Origin of the sequence: Bacillus sp. BB51/4 (assembly GCF_008368845.1) — a bacterium.
Taxonomy (GTDB): domain Bacteria; phylum Bacillota; class Bacilli; order Bacillales; family Bacillaceae_G; genus Bacillus_A; species Bacillus_A wiedmannii.
Genome location: NZ_QOSC01000013.1, coordinates 15,989 through 35,028, shown reverse-complemented (window position 1 = coordinate 35,028; position 19,040 = coordinate 15,989). Strand labels below are relative to the sequence as shown.

The following is a 19,040-nucleotide window of genomic DNA, read 5'->3' as shown; positions in this document are numbered from 1 at the left end:
TTCTACACACAAAAAGGCCTAACTTAAAAATAAGTTAGGCCTTTAATCTTAATTAGAATTAAGTTCCACTTTCTCTAACCCTTCAGCTAATTGTTTCTTATCTAGCCCTTCTCCTATTACTACCAAGTTCGTCGGGAAACCGAAATCTTGTTCCAGTAAAGTTGGTACCCCAAATGAATATTGGAATAAGTGCGGGTATTTATCTCCATGGAATTTCACAAATCCTTTTACACGATAAATACTATCTGGTAAATTCGAAAGCCATTCGTATAATTTAACTTGATCAATCGATTTCGTAAATTGATATGTCATCGTTTGTATATGTAAATGCTGTTTTACATGTAGTGTCTCATGTTCTCCATCATTCGTAAATTCAGCTTCTTCTATGTCTTCTAAAGATATATTACAATATTTTGTTTCAAATAATTTCGCATGATTATTTATTGCTTTCACTTCTTCAATTACTTTGTTCTTATCCGCATCTGTTAGTAAATCTGATTTATTAATTAAAATGTGGCTACCAAACTTCAGTTGCTCATGCAATAATTGCTGAACGTTTGCACTTAATACACTTCGATTTAACCACCTTACTGCATCTAAAACGACGACAATTGATTTCACTTCTAAGAAAGGTGCTAAAATTGGTGATACACACGCATCTAACACTTCAATTGGATGTGCAACACCTGTCGTTTCTATATAAATGACATCTGGTCTTTCTTGCTGATATAACGAGTGTAATTGTATTTCAAGCTCTTCTTTTAGCGTACAACAAATACATCCTTTCAGAAGTTCCCTTAAAACATTCTCTTTTCCAATAATATCTGTATCTACCGAGTATTCACCAATTTCATTCATTAATACTGCAACTTTTCTATTCTTCTTTTTTTCCGCTAACAATAAATTTTGTAATAATGTTGATTTTCCACTTCCTAAAAAGCCACCTAATATATGAATTTCTACTTTTTTCATTTGATCGACCATCCATTTCTTTATTTCAAACGTATTCAAAGCGTAATAATTACGATTTATATTAATCATTTTATAAAAAGAATAGTGATTTGTAAATATATCTTCACTGTTCGTTTACTTCATAAGCAACTCGAATTCCAGACTCTATTGCTCCTTGCATCCATCCATGTGTTAATGTCGTATGCTCTCCTGCAAAGTGTACTTTGCCAGCTGGCGGCGTAATATACGGAAATAACTCTAACTCTTGACCTGGTTCGAAAGCCGTAAATGCGCCGCAAGAATACGGATTTTGGCTCCAGCTAAAAGATGTTCCAGTAACAAACTCACTATAGACGATGTCACCGTATATTTCCGCTAAATTTTTTAATGCGTAACGTATACGATCTCTTTGCGGGAGACTATCCCACGTTAACGCCTCATCTGCCCACGTATAACTCGCTAAAACGATAGCCGCCCCTGGTGTATGAATGCCATAACTCGGATAATATGTAAATCGTATAGGTAAATCTGTAATAGATTTACCGCCACACTGTCTCGCTTTTTCCCAAAATCTACTTTTAAACTCTATCGCAATTTTAGTCGAAGCTATATAGTTTAATTCACGAATTGCCCGTCTTTTAAAATAAGAGAATAAATGATATGGCTGAACTTCTACAAATCGTAACGCTGAAAATGGAATTGTGATAATAGCAATGTCGCCTGTTACCATAAATGGATGTAACGTTTGTCCATTTGTTACTTGCATCATCACTTTACTATCTTCCTGTATAATTTTTTCTACTTTATACGACATAAAAATATTATCTTTTAACTCAGGTAAAAATGAATTTGGTAATGTATCCATTCCGCCCGTTATCTCATAATATTTTGTCGTTGAAGTAAAAAAGATCATTTCACGTAATACTTCAATTAAAGACATTCCCATATATGCTTCCATATCTAGAAGTACCCCAATCATATCTATTGCTCCATCTGAATAATACTCGCTTAAAAATGATCCGAGCGAATATGTTTTATACTTTTTTTCAACGATGATCCAGTTTTTATTAGGATCTTTTTTTATAAAATTAAGTATTGGTTCTATTACTACTAACATTAACTCTTCTGCTGTTTTTCCTTTTTCGTTCTCTACAATGGGATATCCAAGTATACTTGGATTTTTTTCAAACACGCTCAATCTCGTTTTAATATAATTCGTATAAATAATATCTGAAGCGGTTTTATTTATAAAAAGATTTAATGGTAATTTAAATTTACGAATGTAAGCTAAAGTTAACTCGTGTGTTTCAGGAATTCGCATTGGCCCTGCATTAAAATATAAGCCTCTGCTAAACGGTTCACGGATCGTATATATTCTTCCGCCTATTCGGTTATTCGCTTCTAAAATTGTTATGCTATGCCCTGATTCTTTCAATAACGATGCTGCAACTAATCCTGAAATTCCTGCACCAGCAATAATAATTTGCTTTGGATTCTTCGTTTTTACGAGCCCCACATTAATAATATGGAGCATTCTTTCCATCGTTAATGGCTGCATCATGCCCTTTTCCCCTTCGATAAAGGATTTTATTGCATTATATTCGGTTCACTTACTTCCTATGTTTCGTGCAAGAAATTGCACGGATACATTTTCAAATACTTGAATATCTTTTATAAAATGTAATAAACTAGATATGAATCTATAGAAGTAAGACGTATTATCTTACATAATAAAATCAATGAAATTGCGAGGAATTTTAAAATGAAAAAAGGGATTAACCGTGTAGTATTAGTAGGAACAGGAGCAGTTGGATGTAGTTATGCTTACTGCATGATTAACCAAGCTGTAGCTGAAGAATTTGTTTTAGTTGATGTAAACGAGGCAAAAGCTGAAGGAGAAGCAATGGATTTAAGTCATGCTGTTCCATTCGCTCCAGCTCCAACTAGAGTATGGAAAGGTAGCTACGAAGATTGTAAAGATGCTGATCTTGTAGTCATTACGGCTGGATTACCACAAAAACCAGGCGAAACACGTTTAGATTTAGTTGAGAAAAACGCGAAAATCTTTAAACAAATCGTTCGTAGTATTATGGATAGCGGATTTGATGGTATCTTCTTAATCGCAACTAATCCTGTCGATATTTTAACTTACGTAACTTGGAAAGAATCTGGTTTACCAAAAGAACGCGTAATCGGTTCTGGTACAACTCTTGATTCTGCTCGTTTCCGCTATATGTTAGGTGAATATTTCGATATTGGTCCACACAACATTCATGCTTATATTATCGGTGAACATGGTGATACGGAACTTCCTGTTTGGAGTCACGTATCAGTCGGTATTCAAAAACTACAAACGCTTCTTGATAAAGACAACACATACACGCAAGAAGATTTAGACAAAATCTTCATAAACGTTCGTGATGCAGCTTACCATATTATCGAGCGAAAAGGGGCAACTTACTATGGTATTGGTATGTCACTTCTACGTGTTACAAAGGCGATTTTAAACGACGAAAATAGTGTATTAACAGTATCAGCTTACTTAGAAGGCCAATACGGTCAAAAAGATGTTTATATCGGTGTACCTGCTGTTTTAAATCGCGGCGGTGTTCGTGAAATTTTAGAAGTGGAATTAAGTGAAGAAGAAGAATTAAAATTCGATCACTCTGTTCAAGTATTGAAAGAAACAATGGCACCTGTTCTTTAATCGTGTATGCAAAAAAGCAATCCAATTTATTTTGGATTGCTTTTTCATTGCTCGCTCATTGAAAACATCAGTTATTTTCTATTTTTTAATTGATTCCTCATTATTTACATTAAGTACATCTAATAAGAAGATGAAGATTGGTATACCAATAATAAGCCCCCATATTCCAAGGAAATGCTCTGAAAAGATGAGAATCATAAATGTATAAAAGATTGGTAAATTCGTTTTCGCAGACATGAACTTCGGGTTTAAAAAATAACTTTCAAGAGCATGGATTACTGTAATGAACACAAGTATGTATACAACGTACATAACTCCACCTACGTTATAAGCAATAATACATAGCGGGAACAAGGAAATGATTACACCGGCAACAGGAATCAAACCGAGTAGAAAGACCATGACAGCCAATACAAGAAGCTGAGGAAACCCTAAAATCACAAGTGCAATTACAGTGAGTACACAATTGACAACTGCAATTAAAAACTGTGCTTCAATTACTTTACCGAACGATCTTGCAAACCTTTCGCCAAAATATGCAATCTCCTCATAAAAAACCTTCAGACTACTATCTTTAAATTTCGAAGTAAATGATATTATGCGCTCTTTTTCTAACAAGAAAAATAAACTTAAAATAAGAGAGAGTAGTATTTGCAAACTGACTTTTCCTATATTTGCAATCGATTGATATATGACATCTACACCTTGTTCTATATATTTTGATACTTCCATCCCATTAATTGTTGAGAGTGCATATTTAATGATTTCATTATCAGGTGGATTTTGAAAAAACAACTTAAATTGATAAATTAATTGAGAAATTTGTATCGTTAGCACAGGTAAATATTTATACAATGTCGTGCCAATAAAGGAAACTAATATGATATACAAACATGCGATAACAATTTTCCGATTCACTTTCAACTTCTTTGAAATAAAACGTTGAAACCGATCCATTAAAAACGTCAGTATAAACGTAATCAATATTAAATTAATCATACTTTTTAATCCGTATAATACAAGCGCTACTATTATTAAAACGAGAAACCGTTGAAACCCTCTGCTTCGAAAGAAATTTTTCACTTCATTCATTAAGTTTTAACCTCCCCCTTCAATGGATGGAAATTGAATATATTACATTTTATGAGCTTCTATAGACAATCTTTCTTACTAATTGAGCAGAATCCTTTTTTTCTTTTTATATTGTTAGATTCTTTTTATATTAGCCGATCAACATAATTTAGCGGCGCTCTTTTTTTCGTTTACCCTTTTACAGTTTTGGTGATCTTCTATTTTTAGACTGTTGTTCATACGCATATCCAATATTGAACAGATCCTTTTCACCGAATTGCCTCCCGACAAACACTGCACCTACTGGCTCTCCATTGTTATCATATCCTGCTGGCACAGCTAATTCTGGATAGCCAGCTACAGCTGATAGAAGAACTTCATCGTTGCTAATCATAACTAAAGCATCCAAACCTTTTTCTACTAAATACCTATCTAGCTCTTTTCTAGTATTTTCTTGACTCGTTTGCACTACTTTTTGAACCTCATCTTTTGTTATAGCAGATTTTTCAGATCCCTCAATTAATGTTTGTCCATATTTTATTCGTCTATTACTATCCTTTTTATTAAACGTTATAATCTCTTCTAGCGATTTTACCGGTACATTTTTTTGCTTTGAAAGATAATCGTTAACATTATGTTTGAACTCATATTCTAACGTTTGCAAATTATCTACACCCTCAGCGTTTAACTGAATATCATCAGTCAAGATCGCACCTGCATCTTGAAGGTCTTTTCTAATCTTTTCTGCTACTTCTTTTCTATTTTCATCTTGTCGGTCTATTGAAAATAGAACTCCTACTTTTTTCCCTTTCAATCCGTCTATTGATAAGTCCTTCGTATAATCAATTCTTTCTTTATCTTTCATTTTTTCTGTCATAGCATCTTTTTCATCAAAACTTACCATTATGTTAAATAACGTTGCCGCATCCTTTACCGTTTGTACATTATCTTTTACGATAACTGGCATGCCGTATAAGTTCGACTTCTTATTGAAAGATCTTTCTTTATCTAGCTTTCGCGCTTCTTCCATTGCATTTGGATTAATCTCTGTAACAGCATTTAATGATATTCCATTTTGGTCATGTTCTTGTATTCTAAAAAGATAAATACTCGTTAATTCTTCATATGATAATTTCTCATCATCAATCATTTTTTGAAGCTCATCTACAGTCGCATTTACGACTTCTTTTTCTTTTATCTTTACATTTTCTATATTAATTCCTTTCAACTGATTATGTATCGGTTTTAACACTCTATCTTTATCATATACGATACGCTCCGGTTCCTTTGGAAAATAATTTTTATACACGTAATATCCTCCGGCACATGCCAATAGGACAATACCTCCAGCGATCGACAACGTTACCTTTACCCACTTTTTCATGTTGTTTCCTCCACTCTAAAAGTTGCTCCAATGTATTGAAAAAGAGAGTTATCCTCATAACTCTCTCTAATTAGGATGCTAAATGAAAAAATGAAGAATTTCAATTTCATTATTTCTTTTTTTGCATTTGCTTCGCTAATAATTCTTTCACTTGATTATACGATAATCCCGAATTTTCATTTAAACGTTTTACCTCCTCAACATCAGTACCTACCACTGTATATTTTTTCTCATCATTCATTTTTCCACTTCCCTTTCTACTGCATTATTTCTAATATTTTTCCCCTAAACTCTTATAAATTAATACAAATAAGGAAACTGTACGAAATTCAATAGCTAAAAGGGATTCAGTTACATAAGAGGAAAAGATAAAAAAATGTCGAATGTATATACTTGTTAAATTTAAGGGCTTGGAGGATACATTTTGAAAACATATGAGTTTAAACATAACATCCCAACATTAGAAGAGTACAAATATTTGTGTGATTCTGTTGGATGGACTGATTATATGAATTTTGATGTAGCAGATATTTCACTGAAGAATTCTATTCACTGCATCACAGTGAAAGATAATGAACAAATGATCGGCATGGGGAGAATTGTTGGTGATGGATCTATCTATTTCTATATTCAAGATATAGTGGTGCATCCAGAGTATCAGAAACACGGTATCGGGAAAGAAATCATGCATCGTTTAGTTGCATACTTACATGAGAATGCCCCTGATAAGGCGTTTGTCGGTTTGTTTGCATCACAAGATAAAGAATCATTCTATGAAAAATTTGATTTTAAGGATTACTCACCAAACATGACGGGGATGTTTACTGTCATTTCAAAATAATAAACATAATAGATTTTTAATTGTAAGGAAAGACTTCGATTCATATGAAGGAAATCGTTCTTGCAGTAAGAGTTTAACATTGCATACGAAAGGAGAGTACATATATGGCTAATATGTACTCTCCTTTTATTTAACTTTTTACATATTAAATTTCTTAATAAAATTTCACTACATCTTCAGTAGGTAAGAAAGTTCTTTCTCCTGGTTGTTCATTTGGCTCACCAAATGGCATTTGTCCTACTAAGCTCCACTCTGCTGGAATGTTCCAAGTTTCTTTCACTTCAGCATCTACGATTGGATTGTAGTGTTGCAGGGATGCGCCAATTCCTTCAGCCGATAATAACATCCATACCGTATGTTGTAACATTGCATTTCCTTGATGAGACCAGAATGGGAACTGATCTTTATATAATGGTGCATTTTCTTGCATTTTTTCTACTGTTGCTTGATCTTCAAAGAATAACACAGTCCCAACACCTGTATGGAAACCTTTTAATCTTTCTACAGTCGCTTCAAAGTTTTCTGCTGGTACGCGGGCTCTTAGTGTTTCTTTAACAATATCCCAAAACTTTTCATGTTCTCCATCCATTAATACAACCATACGACCACTTTGCATATTGAAAGATGTTGGTGCGTGTAAAGCTGTTTTTAAAACTTCTTCAATTCTTTCTTTCGTAATTGCATCGTTTTTTGTTACTTTACGAATAGAACGACGGTTCACGATTGCTTCTTTTAATTTTGTTGTAGTTGCTGACATTTTAATTCCTCCAAATATTTGTTTTATAATTTATTTTGTTATTTCATAACAAGCGAATTAGCAATATCCATCTGTATTACATTGCATACCTTCAAATGAATTTGTTTTATCCTTTTCAATTTCTTTATCGATGACTCTTTGTAGCGTTTCTTTACTAGCAAGCCCTTGAATGACTTCATCTCCAATCATGACAGTTGGAACAGCCATAATATTTGCTTCATCATATGCATGCTGAATTGCTTCTTGATGCTTTTCTTTATATTTACGAGTTACTAAAGCATCTTTAAATTCAGCTTCAGGAAGACCTACTTCTACCGCTAATTTTGTTAAAACATCAATATCTTCAATGTTTTGCTCTTCTTGGAAAAATGCTGTGAATACGCGGTGATGATACTCATTTCCTAGTCCACGTTCTTTCGCAAATTGACATCCTTCGAAAGCTAAATGTGTATATGGATGCGGTGAAACACGTGGCAAACGCATATCGATTCCTAACTTCTTCGCAGTTGGAAGAATAAAAGCATCCCATGAGCCTAATTTTTCTGGCTCATTCCATGGATCTATTTTTGAATATGGACTTGGACGTAATTCAAATGGCATCCATTCAATTTCTACATCTTTCTCTTTCGCTACTTCATCTAATGGACCTTTTGCTAAAAAACAAAATGGACATATAAAATCTGAGTATACTTTCATTTTTACAGTCATACTTTTACACCTTACCTTTACAGTTGTAATCAAATCAGTTACATTAATAATAAAAAAATATAAATATGATTTAAGCATTCATTTTTTCTTGCAAAGTTTCAAACAAATGCCCCATCGTAATATTTCTCAAAATTTCTTCCATCGCGGATTGCGCTTGTATTAATATAACTTCTAACACCGCTTGAATATTTGCTCCGATTGGACAATCTGGATTTGGTTGCTCATGAATATGAAATAGTTTGTCTTCTTCGACTACATTTACTGCATGGTATACATCTAACAATGTGATTTCATGTAAATCCTTTAATAATCCCGCACCACCTGGACCGCGATTTACATATACAAAACCAGCTTGTTTCAAGTACGACATCATTTTACGAATGACTACTGGATTTGTGTTTACACTTTCAGCTATATAGTCTGAAGTACAAAGTGAAGATGGATTGTTTTTCAAAATAGATAAAATATGAACAGCTATAGAAAAGCGGCTACTAATTTTCATCGTGATCACCACCTCGATGTAATCATTATAGTTACAACAAAAAGATAAGTCAATCCTTTTCATAGATTTTTTATAAGTAAATTAAAAAGTGTCCCATTATGATATATGAGACACCTCTTTTTATTCTGCAAATAGCGCTTGAAATTCTTCAATAAATAGCTGCACAGCGATGGAGGAATCCTTTAATGAAGGAACAGCTAAAGCAATTTCTCTCCATACTTGTGGTTCCAATTCTCTCGTTTGCACATTCTGTGGTAAATTCGTTAAAGATAATTCGGCTAATATTGCAATACCTAGCCCTTCTTGAATCATGTTTAAAGCTGTAGTAACGGTTGATATTACATACTCAGCCCGAAGTGGTACGTTTGCTTGTTTAAACATATCAATAATGGGTGGTTCGTATCCACCCTTACATAATATGATCGGTTCATTCTCTAAATCACTAATTGCAATAGAATCCTTCTTACAAAGAGGATGATCCTCTCTTAAGATAGCAACCATTTTCCCCTTCGTTAATGGGACAATCTCCATATCTTTATTAGGCAAAATAACAATTCCTATATCAACAACCCTCGATACTAACCAATCTTCAACTTCTTTAATCGTTCCTTCACAAAGAACGACTTCTAAGTTCGGATACTTCTCCTTAAAAAGGTTTATCATTTTGGGTAAGAAATGTGCAGAGGCACTCGGAAAACTCCCAATTCGAATCGTCCCAACTTCGTGTCCTTTCTCCATCGCAACTTCTTGTTCAATCTTCTCTACACCGTTCAAAATCTCTCTAATATGCACAAGAATTCTGTTTCCTACATCCGTAACGATTAGCCCTTTTCGTTTATCACGTATAAGAATCGTAACTCCTAACTCTGACTCAATACTTGAAATTGCATGACTTACAGCTGGCTGCGTCATATTTAACACCCGAGCAGCCTTCGTAAAACTACCTAACTCAACAGTTTTTATTAATACTTGCAGTTGTGTAATGGTCATAACTAATCACTTATACTCCTTATAAAAAAGATTCATTTTATTTATTACAGTCGATATCATATCATAGTGAAATGAATAACAACAAGGAGGTCTTACCGTGACACAGCTTTCTCGAACTAAGACGGCCATAATCCTTACCTTTCTCGTTTTCATGTGGGGAATCAATTGGCCTTTATCTAAGTTTGCCCTGCATTATACACCACCCGTTTTATTTGCAGGCGTTCGAACTTTAATTGGAGGATTCATTTTACTCCTTTTCGCATTACCGAAATACAAAGAGTTACACTTAAAAGAAACTTGGCATTTATACGTTATTTCTTCTTTACTTAACATCATTATATTTTACGGATTACAAACTGTAGGCCTTCAATATATGCCCGCTGGGTTATTTTCCGCCATTGTATTTCTACAACCTGTTTTACTCGGCATTTTCTCATGGATTTGGCTTGAAGAATCTATGTACGGCTTAAAAATTTTTGGGCTTGTTCTTGGATTTATTGGCGTAGGTGTCATTAGCTCTAGTAGTTTAACTGGACATATTTCTATTATTGGAATCCTTCTCGCGATAGGATGCGCTATTGGCTGGGCACTTGGCACAGTATTTATTAAGAAGACTGGGCACCGCGTTAATTCCATTTGGATGGTAACACTTCAGCTTATTATTGGCGGACTTTGCTTAATTGGATTTGGTTCAGAGTTTGAAAGCTGGTCTAGTATCGCTTGGAGTATACCATTTGTTAGTGTACTACTCTTTATTTCATTCTTTGTTATTGCAATGGGATGGCTTGCATACTTCACTCTTGTTGGAGCTGGTGAAGCAAGTAAAGTTGGGGCTTATACATTTCTTATTCCACTAATCGCTATTATTGTAAGTTCAATTTTCTTACATGAGGCCATTACTATTAGCTTATTCATCGGACTATTATTTATTGTGGTGAGTATTTGTTTCGTAAATATAAAGCCGAAAACACTTACTGTAAGGCAGCAGGTTGAAGTGAAATAAAAATGAAAAAGAGCCTGCTGTGTGTAGGCTCTTTCTTATATCTTACTTTTTACGACGCACTACAAAAACACACGCCCCTACCGACGATACAATCGCCAAAATAGATAAGACAATCGCTATTACTTGCATATTACTAGTACCTTTATTCTGTTCTACACTAGACACTTCACCATGTTCTCCTGTTAATGACGTACCTTTTGCAATTGTAGTAAGTGAATGTGGTTTTTCAGCTTTTTCATCGCCTGTCCATTCAACAATTTCTCCGTCTTTATATTGTTGATATGCATCCCAAGCTATTTTTTGTTCTTTATCCGGATTTTTAGCGACGAAAGTAAATCGCTGGAACTGGCCAGGTAAAATCCCTTCTCCTGTTGCTTCCCATACTACAGTTTTCACTTTTCCAGCATTATCTTTTTGCTCTTCCACTTTCCATCCTGGTACTGGTTCATACTGTTGGAATTCCACTCCAGACGGTATTTTCAATGTAACTTTTGTCGTTGCTACATTCTTTTCAACTGGTACTTTTATCGTGTAAGTCTCCCAAGAATTAACGTCCGAAGTTGCTGGTTTCACAGTGACGTGCGCACTAACAGGTAACGAAAAAATGCCCATTGCAATAATTGTTGCGATCATTGTTGTGCCAATTTTTTTTATACGTTTCATTTTCTATTAACTCCTTTTTATTTATACCTTCTCTTTATCTGCCGCCTACTATAAATTTATAATCCGCATCAAAGCTATCAAGAAATTTTGTTAATCCGTGCACTTGTATATTCCAGTTTCCTGTCATGTTAATATACATACCTTCCGCTTCATATTCTCCTGGTGACACGGCCGAAACTTTAAATGAACCTTTCCCCATGTTCATATCCAATGATTGCGTAGTTAAAATAATTTGCTCCATATCAGTAACAGGTTGGCCATTTTCATCCCTTAAAGTAATATGGAATGTATTTTGTCCTACTTTATTAGGACTTACATGTAAAGTAAGTTCATACCCATTATCTAATTGCTTACTCTCTGTAAAAGGTCCAGTAGGAGGCATCGGTGGTGTTTGTACGTTTGTCATAAAAGCTACGATGACAAAGATGATAATTCCTATGATAAACTCTACTTTCACCGTAGCGCCTAATCCTTGCTCCGCTCTCATTTTCCCTTTCACATAGTGAACAATTCCCAATATCCCCATGAAAATGAATAAAAGTATCTTCGCTAATAAAGCTAAACCATACTTCGTATCAAATAACGAATGAATTGTTGGTATAAAGAATGTACTGTTAAAAAGACCTGTTATTAAAATCACGATGACAGCACCTGTTGCCCACGGTGAAAAACGCTTAATCATATCCCAATACATATTCCACTTGTCTTCCTCTTTACGTAAAAGAAGAATAATGGATGATAGACCTCCAACCCATAACGAAGCTGCGAATAAATGTAGAAAGTCCATAACGACCGCAATCTCTTTAAACTTTAAACCAAATGCATGACTATTAAAGGCTTTCATAACAAGTATCCCGATAAACAATAGTATTGGAATGCTCCATACTTTAAACGACGACAGCTTCTCACACTTCATCGCAAAATAAGTAACAATGATAAGCGAACTAATAAGAACCATTTGAGTAATCCACACATATCCAAAAACAGAAAGCTGTAATGTTTCTTTTAATAGTAATGGATCGAATGCTTCTAACCATGAAACATCAGCATTTATTTTCGCTTGCAATGGCAGATTGAATAATAAGCTAATCAATATACCCAATAATGAGATCCATATTATGTTCTTACTCCTTGATCGAACCGAGGTTGCATTCCCTTTATACATAATAAGATTAAAGAATAGCACTCCTATAAATAGTGAGAAACTTGTATATAAAACTCCACGTTCCATAATCATATCTATTTTCGGGACATACCCCATCTCTTCTACTTGTATATCGTCTGCTCCCGCTTCTGCTGACCCAATTCGGAACGGAATCACTCCTTGAATGGGATGCCCATCAGCAGAAATCACTTTCCACTGAATAGAGTAGAGTCCGTTTTTTAAATTTTCTTTTAACCCTACTTCTAATAATTTTTTATTTTCTTTATCAATATGAGCATCTTTTAAATCTACTCTTGTACCTGAGGTATCTCTTACAAACAATGTATTAAAATGCGAAACTTGTATATCCTCATCAAATTCAATTTTCACTGCAGATGGTGCTTTCTTCAACGTTTCATTTTCAGTAGGGTTTGATTTCACAATGTACGCATGAGCAGATGCGCTTTTCGGCATCGATATAATAAGCATACATACAATTAATAACCATGCCCCTAACCTTCTCATTACTTTCACACTCATTTCACTTCTTTCTTCCTCATCGCTCTATTTTCATTACATCTACTTACCAAGTCGATTACTTGAATAAATATTAACCTGATTAAATATAAACTTCTATACAGTAAAACTCTTTATTTCTCTTCCACCTCAAAACTTCTAATATAATAGTAACTACCTTCACAGATACAACTTACATTTTTAAAGTCGATTGTTATTATATCATAAAATATATTTATGTAAGTTCCTAAAGAAGAAAGGTTATCGTGAATTATTTGTGAAGAAAGTGTGAAATACATAAATAAAAAAGGCATTACGTTATTACGTAATACCCTTCTTCAATCATAAAATTTCTTTACTTCTCTTCTGGATAATCACAATACTCAATGATTGTTCCCTCTGTATCCGCTGGGTTAAGATATATTAATCTTCTACCGTGCTTATTAATCCGAAGTGTGTGCTCTAATGTCCGAATACCTTGTTCTTTTAAATCTTCTAGAGCCACATCTAAATCATCGACACGATACGCAACGTGATGAACACCTTTACCTTTTTGTTTAATAAAACGGGCAATTGGAGATGTCTTATTATTCGTCGGTGCAAGTAATTCAATTCTATCTCCATCCACTTCAAGAATGGCTACTTCGCTTTCCACACCAGGAGCTTCACTTACGTAACGATCTATTAAAGTTCCTAGTAACACATTTTCATAAAAACGTATCGTACTATCTATATCTCGAACTGCGATGCCGATATGATCAATTGTTTTTTTCATTTTATTTCCCCTACTACTTTATTTTTTCTATCCTTATCAATAGTAACAAAAAAAGTTATAGAAACAAGTTCTATAACTTTTTTATTTAACCTATTTTCTTATTCGCACTAGCTGGTTGAACTTGATTTTTTGCTTTTAAAACGCTACTGCCATATCCGATAAATCCACCGATAATCGCTGGGAAAATCCATCCTAATCCTACTTCTTGCATCGGAAGGAATTTAGTGAACACTCGGCTTACTACTTCAATGTTAACTCCAGCTGCACTTAATCCATCGAATAAGCTGATGATAAATGTTACGATTAAGCTCACTTGATAAACTTCAGCTCTTCCTTTGAATAATGAATGGAAGAATGTTAAGAAAATCAATACGATTGCTAGTGGATAAATTGCTGTTAGTACTGGAACAGAAACTGCGATTAATTGTGTTAATCCTACGTTTGCAACAATTGCACTAAATACACATAGCGTGATGGCAATCGCTTTGTAAGGAACATTTGGGAATAACTTATGGAAGAATGAAGAACATGCTGATACAAGTCCCACACTAGTTGTTAAACACGCTACTGTAATCATTAATCCTAATAATATTCCGCCATATGATCCAAAATAATAGTTAGAAACTTTCGCTAATACTTCTCCACCATTCTCTAAATGTCCAAGCTTTGCAACACTTGAAGCACCCATATAAGAAAGAGCTGTATAGATAATTGCTAAAATAGATGCTGCAATGATTGTCGCTTTTGCACAAACGACCATAATTTGCGTTTTCGTTTTCGCACCTTTTTCTTTAATTGCATTAATGATGATGATTCCGAATACGAATGATGCAAGCGTGTCCATCGTTAAGTATCCTTCTTGGAACCCTTTAAAGAATGCGTGTGATGTATAAGCTTCAACTGGTGCTTGCATTTCTCCAATCGGGTGAATAAAAGCAACGATTACTAAAATACCGATGAATGTTAATTTAATTGGCGTTAAGATTTTTCCAACAATATCGACAATTTTCGCGGGATTTAGCGAAAAAAAACAAGTGATGCTAAAGAATACAATTGTGAAAAGAATTAAAGGTGTAGAACCTAATCCTTCTGGCATAAACGGTTTAAGACCAATTTCATAAGAAACATTTCCTGTTCTTGGTATTGCAAATAACGGGCCAATCGCTAAGTATAAAACTGTTGTAAACACAATCCCGAATACTGGGTGAGCACGACTTGCTAATGACTGTAAATCATCTTTACCCGAAAAACCAAATGCTAGTACACCTAGTAGTGGTAATCCAACACCCGTTACTAAAAATCCAGCGTTAGCAATCCATACATTCTCTCCTGCCGATTGACCGAGCATTGCCGGGAATATTAAATTTCCTGCTCCAAAAAATAGTGCAAATAACATTAATCCAATAACTACTATGAACGAAAACGGTACTTTATTCGCCATAATATAACCCCCATTCAAATTTCCTTATCTCATTTTCCATTTTTAACTAATTGAATTTTCTGAATATTAAATTCGACTATCAACTATTCTTGAACTTATTATAATTTGTCATATAATATTTTGCAATACTATTTTCAAACTTTTCATTCATTTTATAAATATACATTTTTTAACATAGAAATAGACTAAAAAACCAACATGGTCATCCATGTTGGTTTTTTACATTTACTATCAATTAAAATTTCGCCGCTACTTTCTTAACGTTCTCTAAACCTTCTTCAACAATTTGTTGTGAACGATCTGGATATTGATTGTGCCCTTCAATTACAACAGTCTCTGGATTTGTAATTCCCCAGAACCCAAGCACATTCGTTACATAATTAACCGCCATTTCCATAGGAGCCATTTGTTCTGAAGAATAATCCGAACCACGCGCACCTAATACAACGACTTTCTTATCACCAACTAAACCTACTGGGCCATTTGCTGTATATTTAAATGTTTTTCCAGCTTGAGATAAGTATGAAATATATGTGATTAATGGTGCTGGTACTGTGAAGTTCCAAAGTGGGAACGCAAATACAACTTTATCAGCTTCTAAAAACTGATTTAAATATTGATCTACTGTTGCTACAGCCTTCTCTTCTTCTGCTGTTAATTCCATTCCTTGACTACGTTTGTATCCACCTGAAATAGCGATGTTTCCGTAGTACGGAAGATCTAATGCAAATAAATCTAACTCTGTAATTTCTGTATTTGGGTTCGCTTCTCTATAAGTACTTACAAATGTTTCATACATTTTTGAACTAATTGCTTGCTCCGCTGGACGATCGTTTGCTTTTACAAATAATACTTTTGACATTGTTTTATTCCCCTCTACTTTTGTATTTTCTTCTTTTTTACCAAATAACGAGCTAAATAATCCCACTTTCTTCACCTAAACTTTCTTATCATATTCATTATTCATCATCATAAAAATTCTTATTCTAGTAAAAAGTTCCAATAGATACCTTAAGTAAAAACATAAAAAACTTTTTGTTATTTAATTACCTTATGTAAGCGATTGTAATACAGTAACTTACTTTAGTCAAGTAACTTTAAATAAAAAATAATATCTCAAATTAAAAATAATATCCCCAATACAATTAAAACACCCATTATAACTTTATTATTTGTATAATGGATTTAGAGAGGGCAATTCATATTTAGAAAGGATTTACTCATGAGCACTATAGAAAAGATTCAAACTTTTATTATTCTTTTTGCTGTTACATGCGGCATCGTACTCGGACAATTTAATTTGATACATATGTATTCAGAGCACTTTATTGTCCCCTTCTTATTTTTCATGCTGTACGGATTATTCCTCATCATCCCATTGAAAGAAATAAAAAATGGATTCCGTAATTTAAAATTTGCTGGAACGAGTCTTACTATTAATTTTTTATGGACACCTTTACTCGCTTGGGGATTAGGTGCACTATTTCTTTCAGATCATCCAGCACTTTGGGTTGGATTTATTATGTTAATGGTTACTCCATGTACAGACTGGTACTTAATCTTTACTGAAATAGCGAAAGGAAATGTAGCACTTTCTACTGCAATTTTGCCTGTAAATTTAATTTTGCAAGTACTACTCCTTCCCATTTATTTATTTTTATTTGCTGGTGTCATGAAGACTGTAGCGGTTTCTGTTTTAGTAGAAAGTATTGTTATTGTAATCGCCTTGCCATTTGTACTTGCACACGCTACAAAATTCATTATGTATAAAATGAAAGAAGCTGAAACACTCGAGAATAAACTCATTCCGTTTTTCAACTCTGCGCAAATTGTATTTTTAAGTTTAGCGATAGTAGCGATGTTTGCATCACAAGGTAAATATTTACTACAAAATATGAATGTCGTTTTACTATTACTCATTCCTGTTCTATTGTTCTTCATCATTAATTTCGTACTCGGACAATTTATCGGACGCATTATGCGTTTATCTTATAAAGATACAGTAAGTTTAAACTTAACAACATTAGCAAGAAACTCACCTGTTGCACTTGCTATTGCTGTAACAGCTTTTCCAGACGAGCCTCTTATCGCACTTGCACTCGTTATTGGACCGTTGATTGAACTGCCAGTACTTGCTTGTGTTTCACAAGTGTTGTTACTTATTAAGACAAAACGGCAATACACATAATAAAAAACGTCCTATTTTAGGACGTTTTTTATTTTTGAAAAATCTCATACAACACTTATTTCTTATTTATCATTACAAATGAAATAACCGAAACTAAAAACGTAATAATACCAATTATAATAAATAAAATAGAAGCTGAAATTGACTCTAAGAAATATCCTGTTATTGCAATTCCAACTGGAGTAGATACTAATAATAACGAACTTAAAAAACCGAAAAATCTTCCTTGCACTTCATTTGGAATTAACTTTCTATACAACACTCCAAAATATACATTACTTACCCCAAATGCAATTCCTGACAGAAAATAATAAACTGAAAATAATACCGGATTTAACGTCGTACCCATTGCAGCATTAAAAATCCCCATAATAGCAGTACATATAAAAGCAGTCGTAATCGTTTTATATGTACGAATCTTTTTCGTAATAAATGCTCCTATTAAAATCCCTATCGGTGATGCCGCAAAAACTATACTATACCACTGCATAGATAGATCCATCTCTCTAACAACGATTACTTGCAGTGATAGCATACACGCCGCTCCAAGCAAATTAATGATTGCAGCGTAAGCAACATTTTCAATGATTGATTACTTTTTAAAAGTGAGAACCCCTCTTTAAATTCTTCATAAAAAGGCTTTTTCTTTTCTATTTTCAGTTCACGTGGAAATTTAATTTTCATTAAAATTAAAAACGATATAAAGAATGTAAGTGCATCTAACATAAATACTCCATGAAAATTAAAAATACTAATTAAAAAGCTAGCCATTAAAGGAATGGCTACCGATATGATTTGTATTGAGATTTGTCTCAGCGTAATCGCCTGTTGAACATGCTTTTCTTCCACATATGTTACTAATGCTGCATTTGAAGCTGGAGTAAATAAAGCACTCCCAATTGAACGTATAATAAGTAACAGTAGTAACGGAATGTACAACATTTTATTATAAAATGCTATTACCGCGATGATAATCATAACGATACATCTCATAACATCCGCCATTATCATAAGCTTTCTTCGCGACATTCGATCTGCTAACGTTCCTGTTACAGGTGCAAACAGAATTGCCGTCGTTGCTATTGCAATGTTTACCCCAGAAACAAGTATTGGAGAATTCGTTAATTTCATTACCCATAACGGTAAAACGAGCGTAGCCATTGAATTGCCTATCAAAGAAATACAACTTGCTAAGAAAAAATACGAAAAAACTTTATTGCTCCAAATACTATCACTAGTGCTATCCTCTTTTAAACTTCCAACTTGATTATTCACTACGCCCTCCGGTTTCTTCTTCTATATTTTCTTTAATTCTTTCGCTTCTGTATCACCACCTTTCTAATTCTCCATTTATATGACAAAAAACCTTCTTCAAAATCAGAAGAAGGTTTACTTATAC

Annotated in this window: 18 protein-coding genes and 1 pseudogene; 4 read left to right on the top strand and 15 right to left on the bottom strand. The window is 33.9% G+C overall.

The annotated features are described in order from the left end of the window. Nucleotides 1–48: 48 nt before the first annotated feature. Both DN392_RS17370 and DN392_RS17365 read right to left on the bottom strand, forming a co-directional pair. A complete protein-coding gene (locus tag DN392_RS17370) occupies nt 49–972 on the bottom strand; it encodes a CobW family GTP-binding protein (RefSeq protein ID WP_048566570.1) in 924 nt (307 codons plus the stop codon). A gap of 103 nt (nt 973–1,075) precedes the next feature. After that, a complete protein-coding gene (locus tag DN392_RS17365) occupies nt 1,076–2,512 on the bottom strand; it encodes a flavin monoamine oxidase family protein (protein WP_061671809.1) in 1,437 nt (478 codons plus the stop codon). A gap of 201 nt (nt 2,513–2,713) precedes the next feature. On the opposite strand from DN392_RS17365, the gene DN392_RS17360 reads away from it, so the two are divergent. Then, nucleotides 2,714–3,658, top strand: coding sequence for an L-lactate dehydrogenase (locus tag DN392_RS17360; RefSeq protein ID WP_000715320.1), 945 nt, complete (start codon nt 2,714–2,716; stop codon nt 3,656–3,658). 78 nt (nt 3,659–3,736) lie between these two features. On the opposite strand, the gene DN392_RS17355 is transcribed toward DN392_RS17360, so the two are convergent. The 3 genes from DN392_RS17355 to DN392_RS30895 form a co-directional block, all read right to left on the bottom strand. Beyond that, nucleotides 3,737–4,750 carry an AI-2E family transporter gene (locus DN392_RS17355; RefSeq protein ID WP_001006582.1) on the bottom strand — a complete coding sequence of 338 codons (1,014 nt, stop codon included), beginning with the start codon at nt 4,748–4,750 and terminating at the stop codon, nt 3,737–3,739. A 178-nt stretch (nt 4,751–4,928) separates the two neighbouring features. After that, on the bottom strand, nt 4,929–6,113 hold the full coding sequence (locus DN392_RS17350) for an amidase family protein (RefSeq protein WP_061671808.1): 1,185 nt from the start codon (nt 6,111–6,113) through the stop codon (nt 4,929–4,931). Between the two features lie 109 nt (nt 6,114–6,222). Continuing rightward, complete coding sequence (locus DN392_RS30895) at nt 6,223–6,354, bottom strand: hypothetical protein (RefSeq protein WP_000997338.1); 132 nt, start codon at nt 6,352–6,354, stop codon at nt 6,223–6,225. A 183-nt stretch (nt 6,355–6,537) separates the two neighbouring features. Here DN392_RS30895 and DN392_RS17345 point away from each other — a divergent pair, with 183 nt between their 5' ends. Beyond that, entirely contained in the window at nt 6,538–6,954 is a 417-nt protein-coding gene (locus DN392_RS17345; RefSeq protein WP_048566572.1) for a GNAT family N-acetyltransferase, read from the top strand. Between the two features lie 154 nt (nt 6,955–7,108). Here DN392_RS17345 and DN392_RS17340 read toward each other — a convergent pair whose 3' ends face one another. The 4 genes from DN392_RS17340 to DN392_RS17325 form a co-directional block, all read right to left on the bottom strand. After that, complete coding sequence (locus DN392_RS17340; protein WP_001277006.1) at nt 7,109–7,711, bottom strand: nitroreductase family protein; 603 nt, start codon at nt 7,709–7,711, stop codon at nt 7,109–7,111. Nucleotides 7,712–7,768: 57 nt separating this feature from the next. Beyond that, on the bottom strand, nt 7,769–8,419 hold the full coding sequence (locus DN392_RS17335; protein WP_000216675.1) for a DsbA family oxidoreductase: 651 nt from the start codon (nt 8,417–8,419) through the stop codon (nt 7,769–7,771). A gap of 70 nt (nt 8,420–8,489) precedes the next feature. Further along, on the bottom strand, nt 8,490–8,921 hold the full coding sequence (locus DN392_RS17330) for an Rrf2 family transcriptional regulator (protein WP_000704066.1): 432 nt from the start codon (nt 8,919–8,921) through the stop codon (nt 8,490–8,492). A 120-nt stretch (nt 8,922–9,041) separates the two neighbouring features. Further along, complete coding sequence (locus tag DN392_RS17325) at nt 9,042–9,911, bottom strand: LysR family transcriptional regulator (RefSeq protein ID WP_000156765.1); 870 nt, start codon at nt 9,909–9,911, stop codon at nt 9,042–9,044. A gap of 97 nt (nt 9,912–10,008) precedes the next feature. On the opposite strand from DN392_RS17325, the gene DN392_RS17320 reads away from it, so the two are divergent. Continuing rightward, nucleotides 10,009–10,914 carry a DMT family transporter gene (locus tag DN392_RS17320; protein ID WP_000192803.1) on the top strand — a complete coding sequence of 302 codons (906 nt, stop codon included), beginning with the start codon at nt 10,009–10,011 and terminating at the stop codon, nt 10,912–10,914. Nucleotides 10,915–10,956: 42 nt separating this feature from the next. On the opposite strand, the gene DN392_RS17315 is transcribed toward DN392_RS17320, so the two are convergent. The 5 genes from DN392_RS17315 to DN392_RS17290 all read right to left on the bottom strand — a co-directional run bounded on the left by DN392_RS17315 (nt 10,957) and on the right by DN392_RS17290 (nt 16,381). Then, nucleotides 10,957–11,577, bottom strand: coding sequence for a YcnI family copper-binding membrane protein (locus DN392_RS17315; RefSeq protein ID WP_048566574.1), 621 nt, complete (start codon nt 11,575–11,577; stop codon nt 10,957–10,959). Nucleotides 11,578–11,611: 34 nt separating this feature from the next. Continuing rightward, nucleotides 11,612–13,261 carry a copper resistance CopC/CopD family protein gene (locus DN392_RS17310; protein ID WP_000114314.1) on the bottom strand — a complete coding sequence of 550 codons (1,650 nt, stop codon included), beginning with the start codon at nt 13,259–13,261 and terminating at the stop codon, nt 11,612–11,614. A 331-nt stretch (nt 13,262–13,592) separates the two neighbouring features. Further along, nucleotides 13,593–14,012, bottom strand: coding sequence for a VOC family protein (locus DN392_RS17300; protein WP_000750847.1), 420 nt, complete (start codon nt 14,010–14,012; stop codon nt 13,593–13,595). Between the two features lie 85 nt (nt 14,013–14,097). After that, complete coding sequence (gene brnQ / locus DN392_RS17295; RefSeq protein ID WP_001284771.1) at nt 14,098–15,453, bottom strand: branched-chain amino acid transport system II carrier protein; 1,356 nt, start codon at nt 15,451–15,453, stop codon at nt 14,098–14,100. Nucleotides 15,454–15,688: 235 nt separating this feature from the next. Continuing rightward, nucleotides 15,689–16,381 (bottom strand): FMN-dependent NADH-azoreductase, encoded by a 693-nt coding sequence (locus DN392_RS17290; RefSeq protein WP_000522522.1) that lies wholly within the window; start codon nt 16,379–16,381, stop codon nt 15,689–15,691. Nucleotides 16,382–16,675: 294 nt separating this feature from the next. Between DN392_RS17290 and DN392_RS17285 the strand changes: the two genes are divergently transcribed. Further along, a complete protein-coding gene (locus DN392_RS17285) occupies nt 16,676–17,641 on the top strand; it encodes an arsenic resistance protein (protein WP_000103796.1) in 966 nt (321 codons plus the stop codon). A 55-nt stretch (nt 17,642–17,696) separates the two neighbouring features. On the opposite strand, the pseudogene DN392_RS17280 reads toward DN392_RS17285, so the two are convergent. Continuing rightward, nucleotides 17,697–18,916: pseudogene (locus DN392_RS17280) on the bottom strand (MFS transporter). Between the last annotated feature and the right edge of the window lie 124 nt (nt 18,917–19,040).

Bases quoted from the DNA above. Each gene is read 5' to 3' on its own strand.
- DN392_RS17330 (WP_000704066.1), bottom strand. From the start codon at position 8,921: ATGAAAATTAGTAGCCGCTTTTCTATAGCTGTTCATATTTTATCTATT.
- DN392_RS17365 (WP_061671809.1), bottom strand. From the start codon at position 2,512: ATGATGCAGCCATTAACGATGGAAAGAATGCTCCATATTATTAATGTG.
- DN392_RS17370 (WP_048566570.1), bottom strand. From the start codon at position 972: ATGAAAAAAGTAGAAATTCATATATTAGGTGGCTTTTTAGGAAGTGGA.
- DN392_RS17285 (WP_000103796.1), top strand. From the start codon at position 16,676: ATGAGCACTATAGAAAAGATTCAAACTTTTATTATTCTTTTTGCTGTT.
- DN392_RS17355 (WP_001006582.1), bottom strand. From the start codon at position 4,750: ATGAATGAAGTGAAAAATTTCTTTCGAAGCAGAGGGTTTCAACGGTTT.
- DN392_RS30895 (WP_000997338.1), bottom strand. From the start codon at position 6,354: ATGAATGATGAGAAAAAATATACAGTGGTAGGTACTGATGTTGAGGAG.
- DN392_RS17310 (WP_000114314.1), bottom strand. From the start codon at position 13,261: ATGAGTGTGAAAGTAATGAGAAGGTTAGGGGCATGGTTATTAATTGTA.
- DN392_RS17340 (WP_001277006.1), bottom strand. From the start codon at position 7,711: ATGTCAGCAACTACAACAAAATTAAAAGAAGCAATCGTGAACCGTCGT.
- DN392_RS17325 (WP_000156765.1), bottom strand. From the start codon at position 9,911: ATGACCATTACACAACTGCAAGTATTAATAAAAACTGTTGAGTTAGGT.
- DN392_RS17350 (WP_061671808.1), bottom strand. From the start codon at position 6,113: ATGAAAAAGTGGGTAAAGGTAACGTTGTCGATCGCTGGAGGTATTGTC.
- DN392_RS17300 (WP_000750847.1), bottom strand. From the start codon at position 14,012: ATGAAAAAAACAATTGATCATATCGGCATCGCAGTTCGAGATATAGAT.
- DN392_RS17315 (WP_048566574.1), bottom strand. From the start codon at position 11,577: ATGAAACGTATAAAAAAAATTGGCACAACAATGATCGCAACAATTATT.
- DN392_RS17335 (WP_000216675.1), bottom strand. From the start codon at position 8,419: ATGACTGTAAAAATGAAAGTATACTCAGATTTTATATGTCCATTTTGT.
- DN392_RS17360 (WP_000715320.1), top strand. From the start codon at position 2,714: ATGAAAAAAGGGATTAACCGTGTAGTATTAGTAGGAACAGGAGCAGTT.
- brnQ (WP_001284771.1), bottom strand. From the start codon at position 15,453: ATGGCGAATAAAGTACCGTTTTCGTTCATAGTAGTTATTGGATTAATG.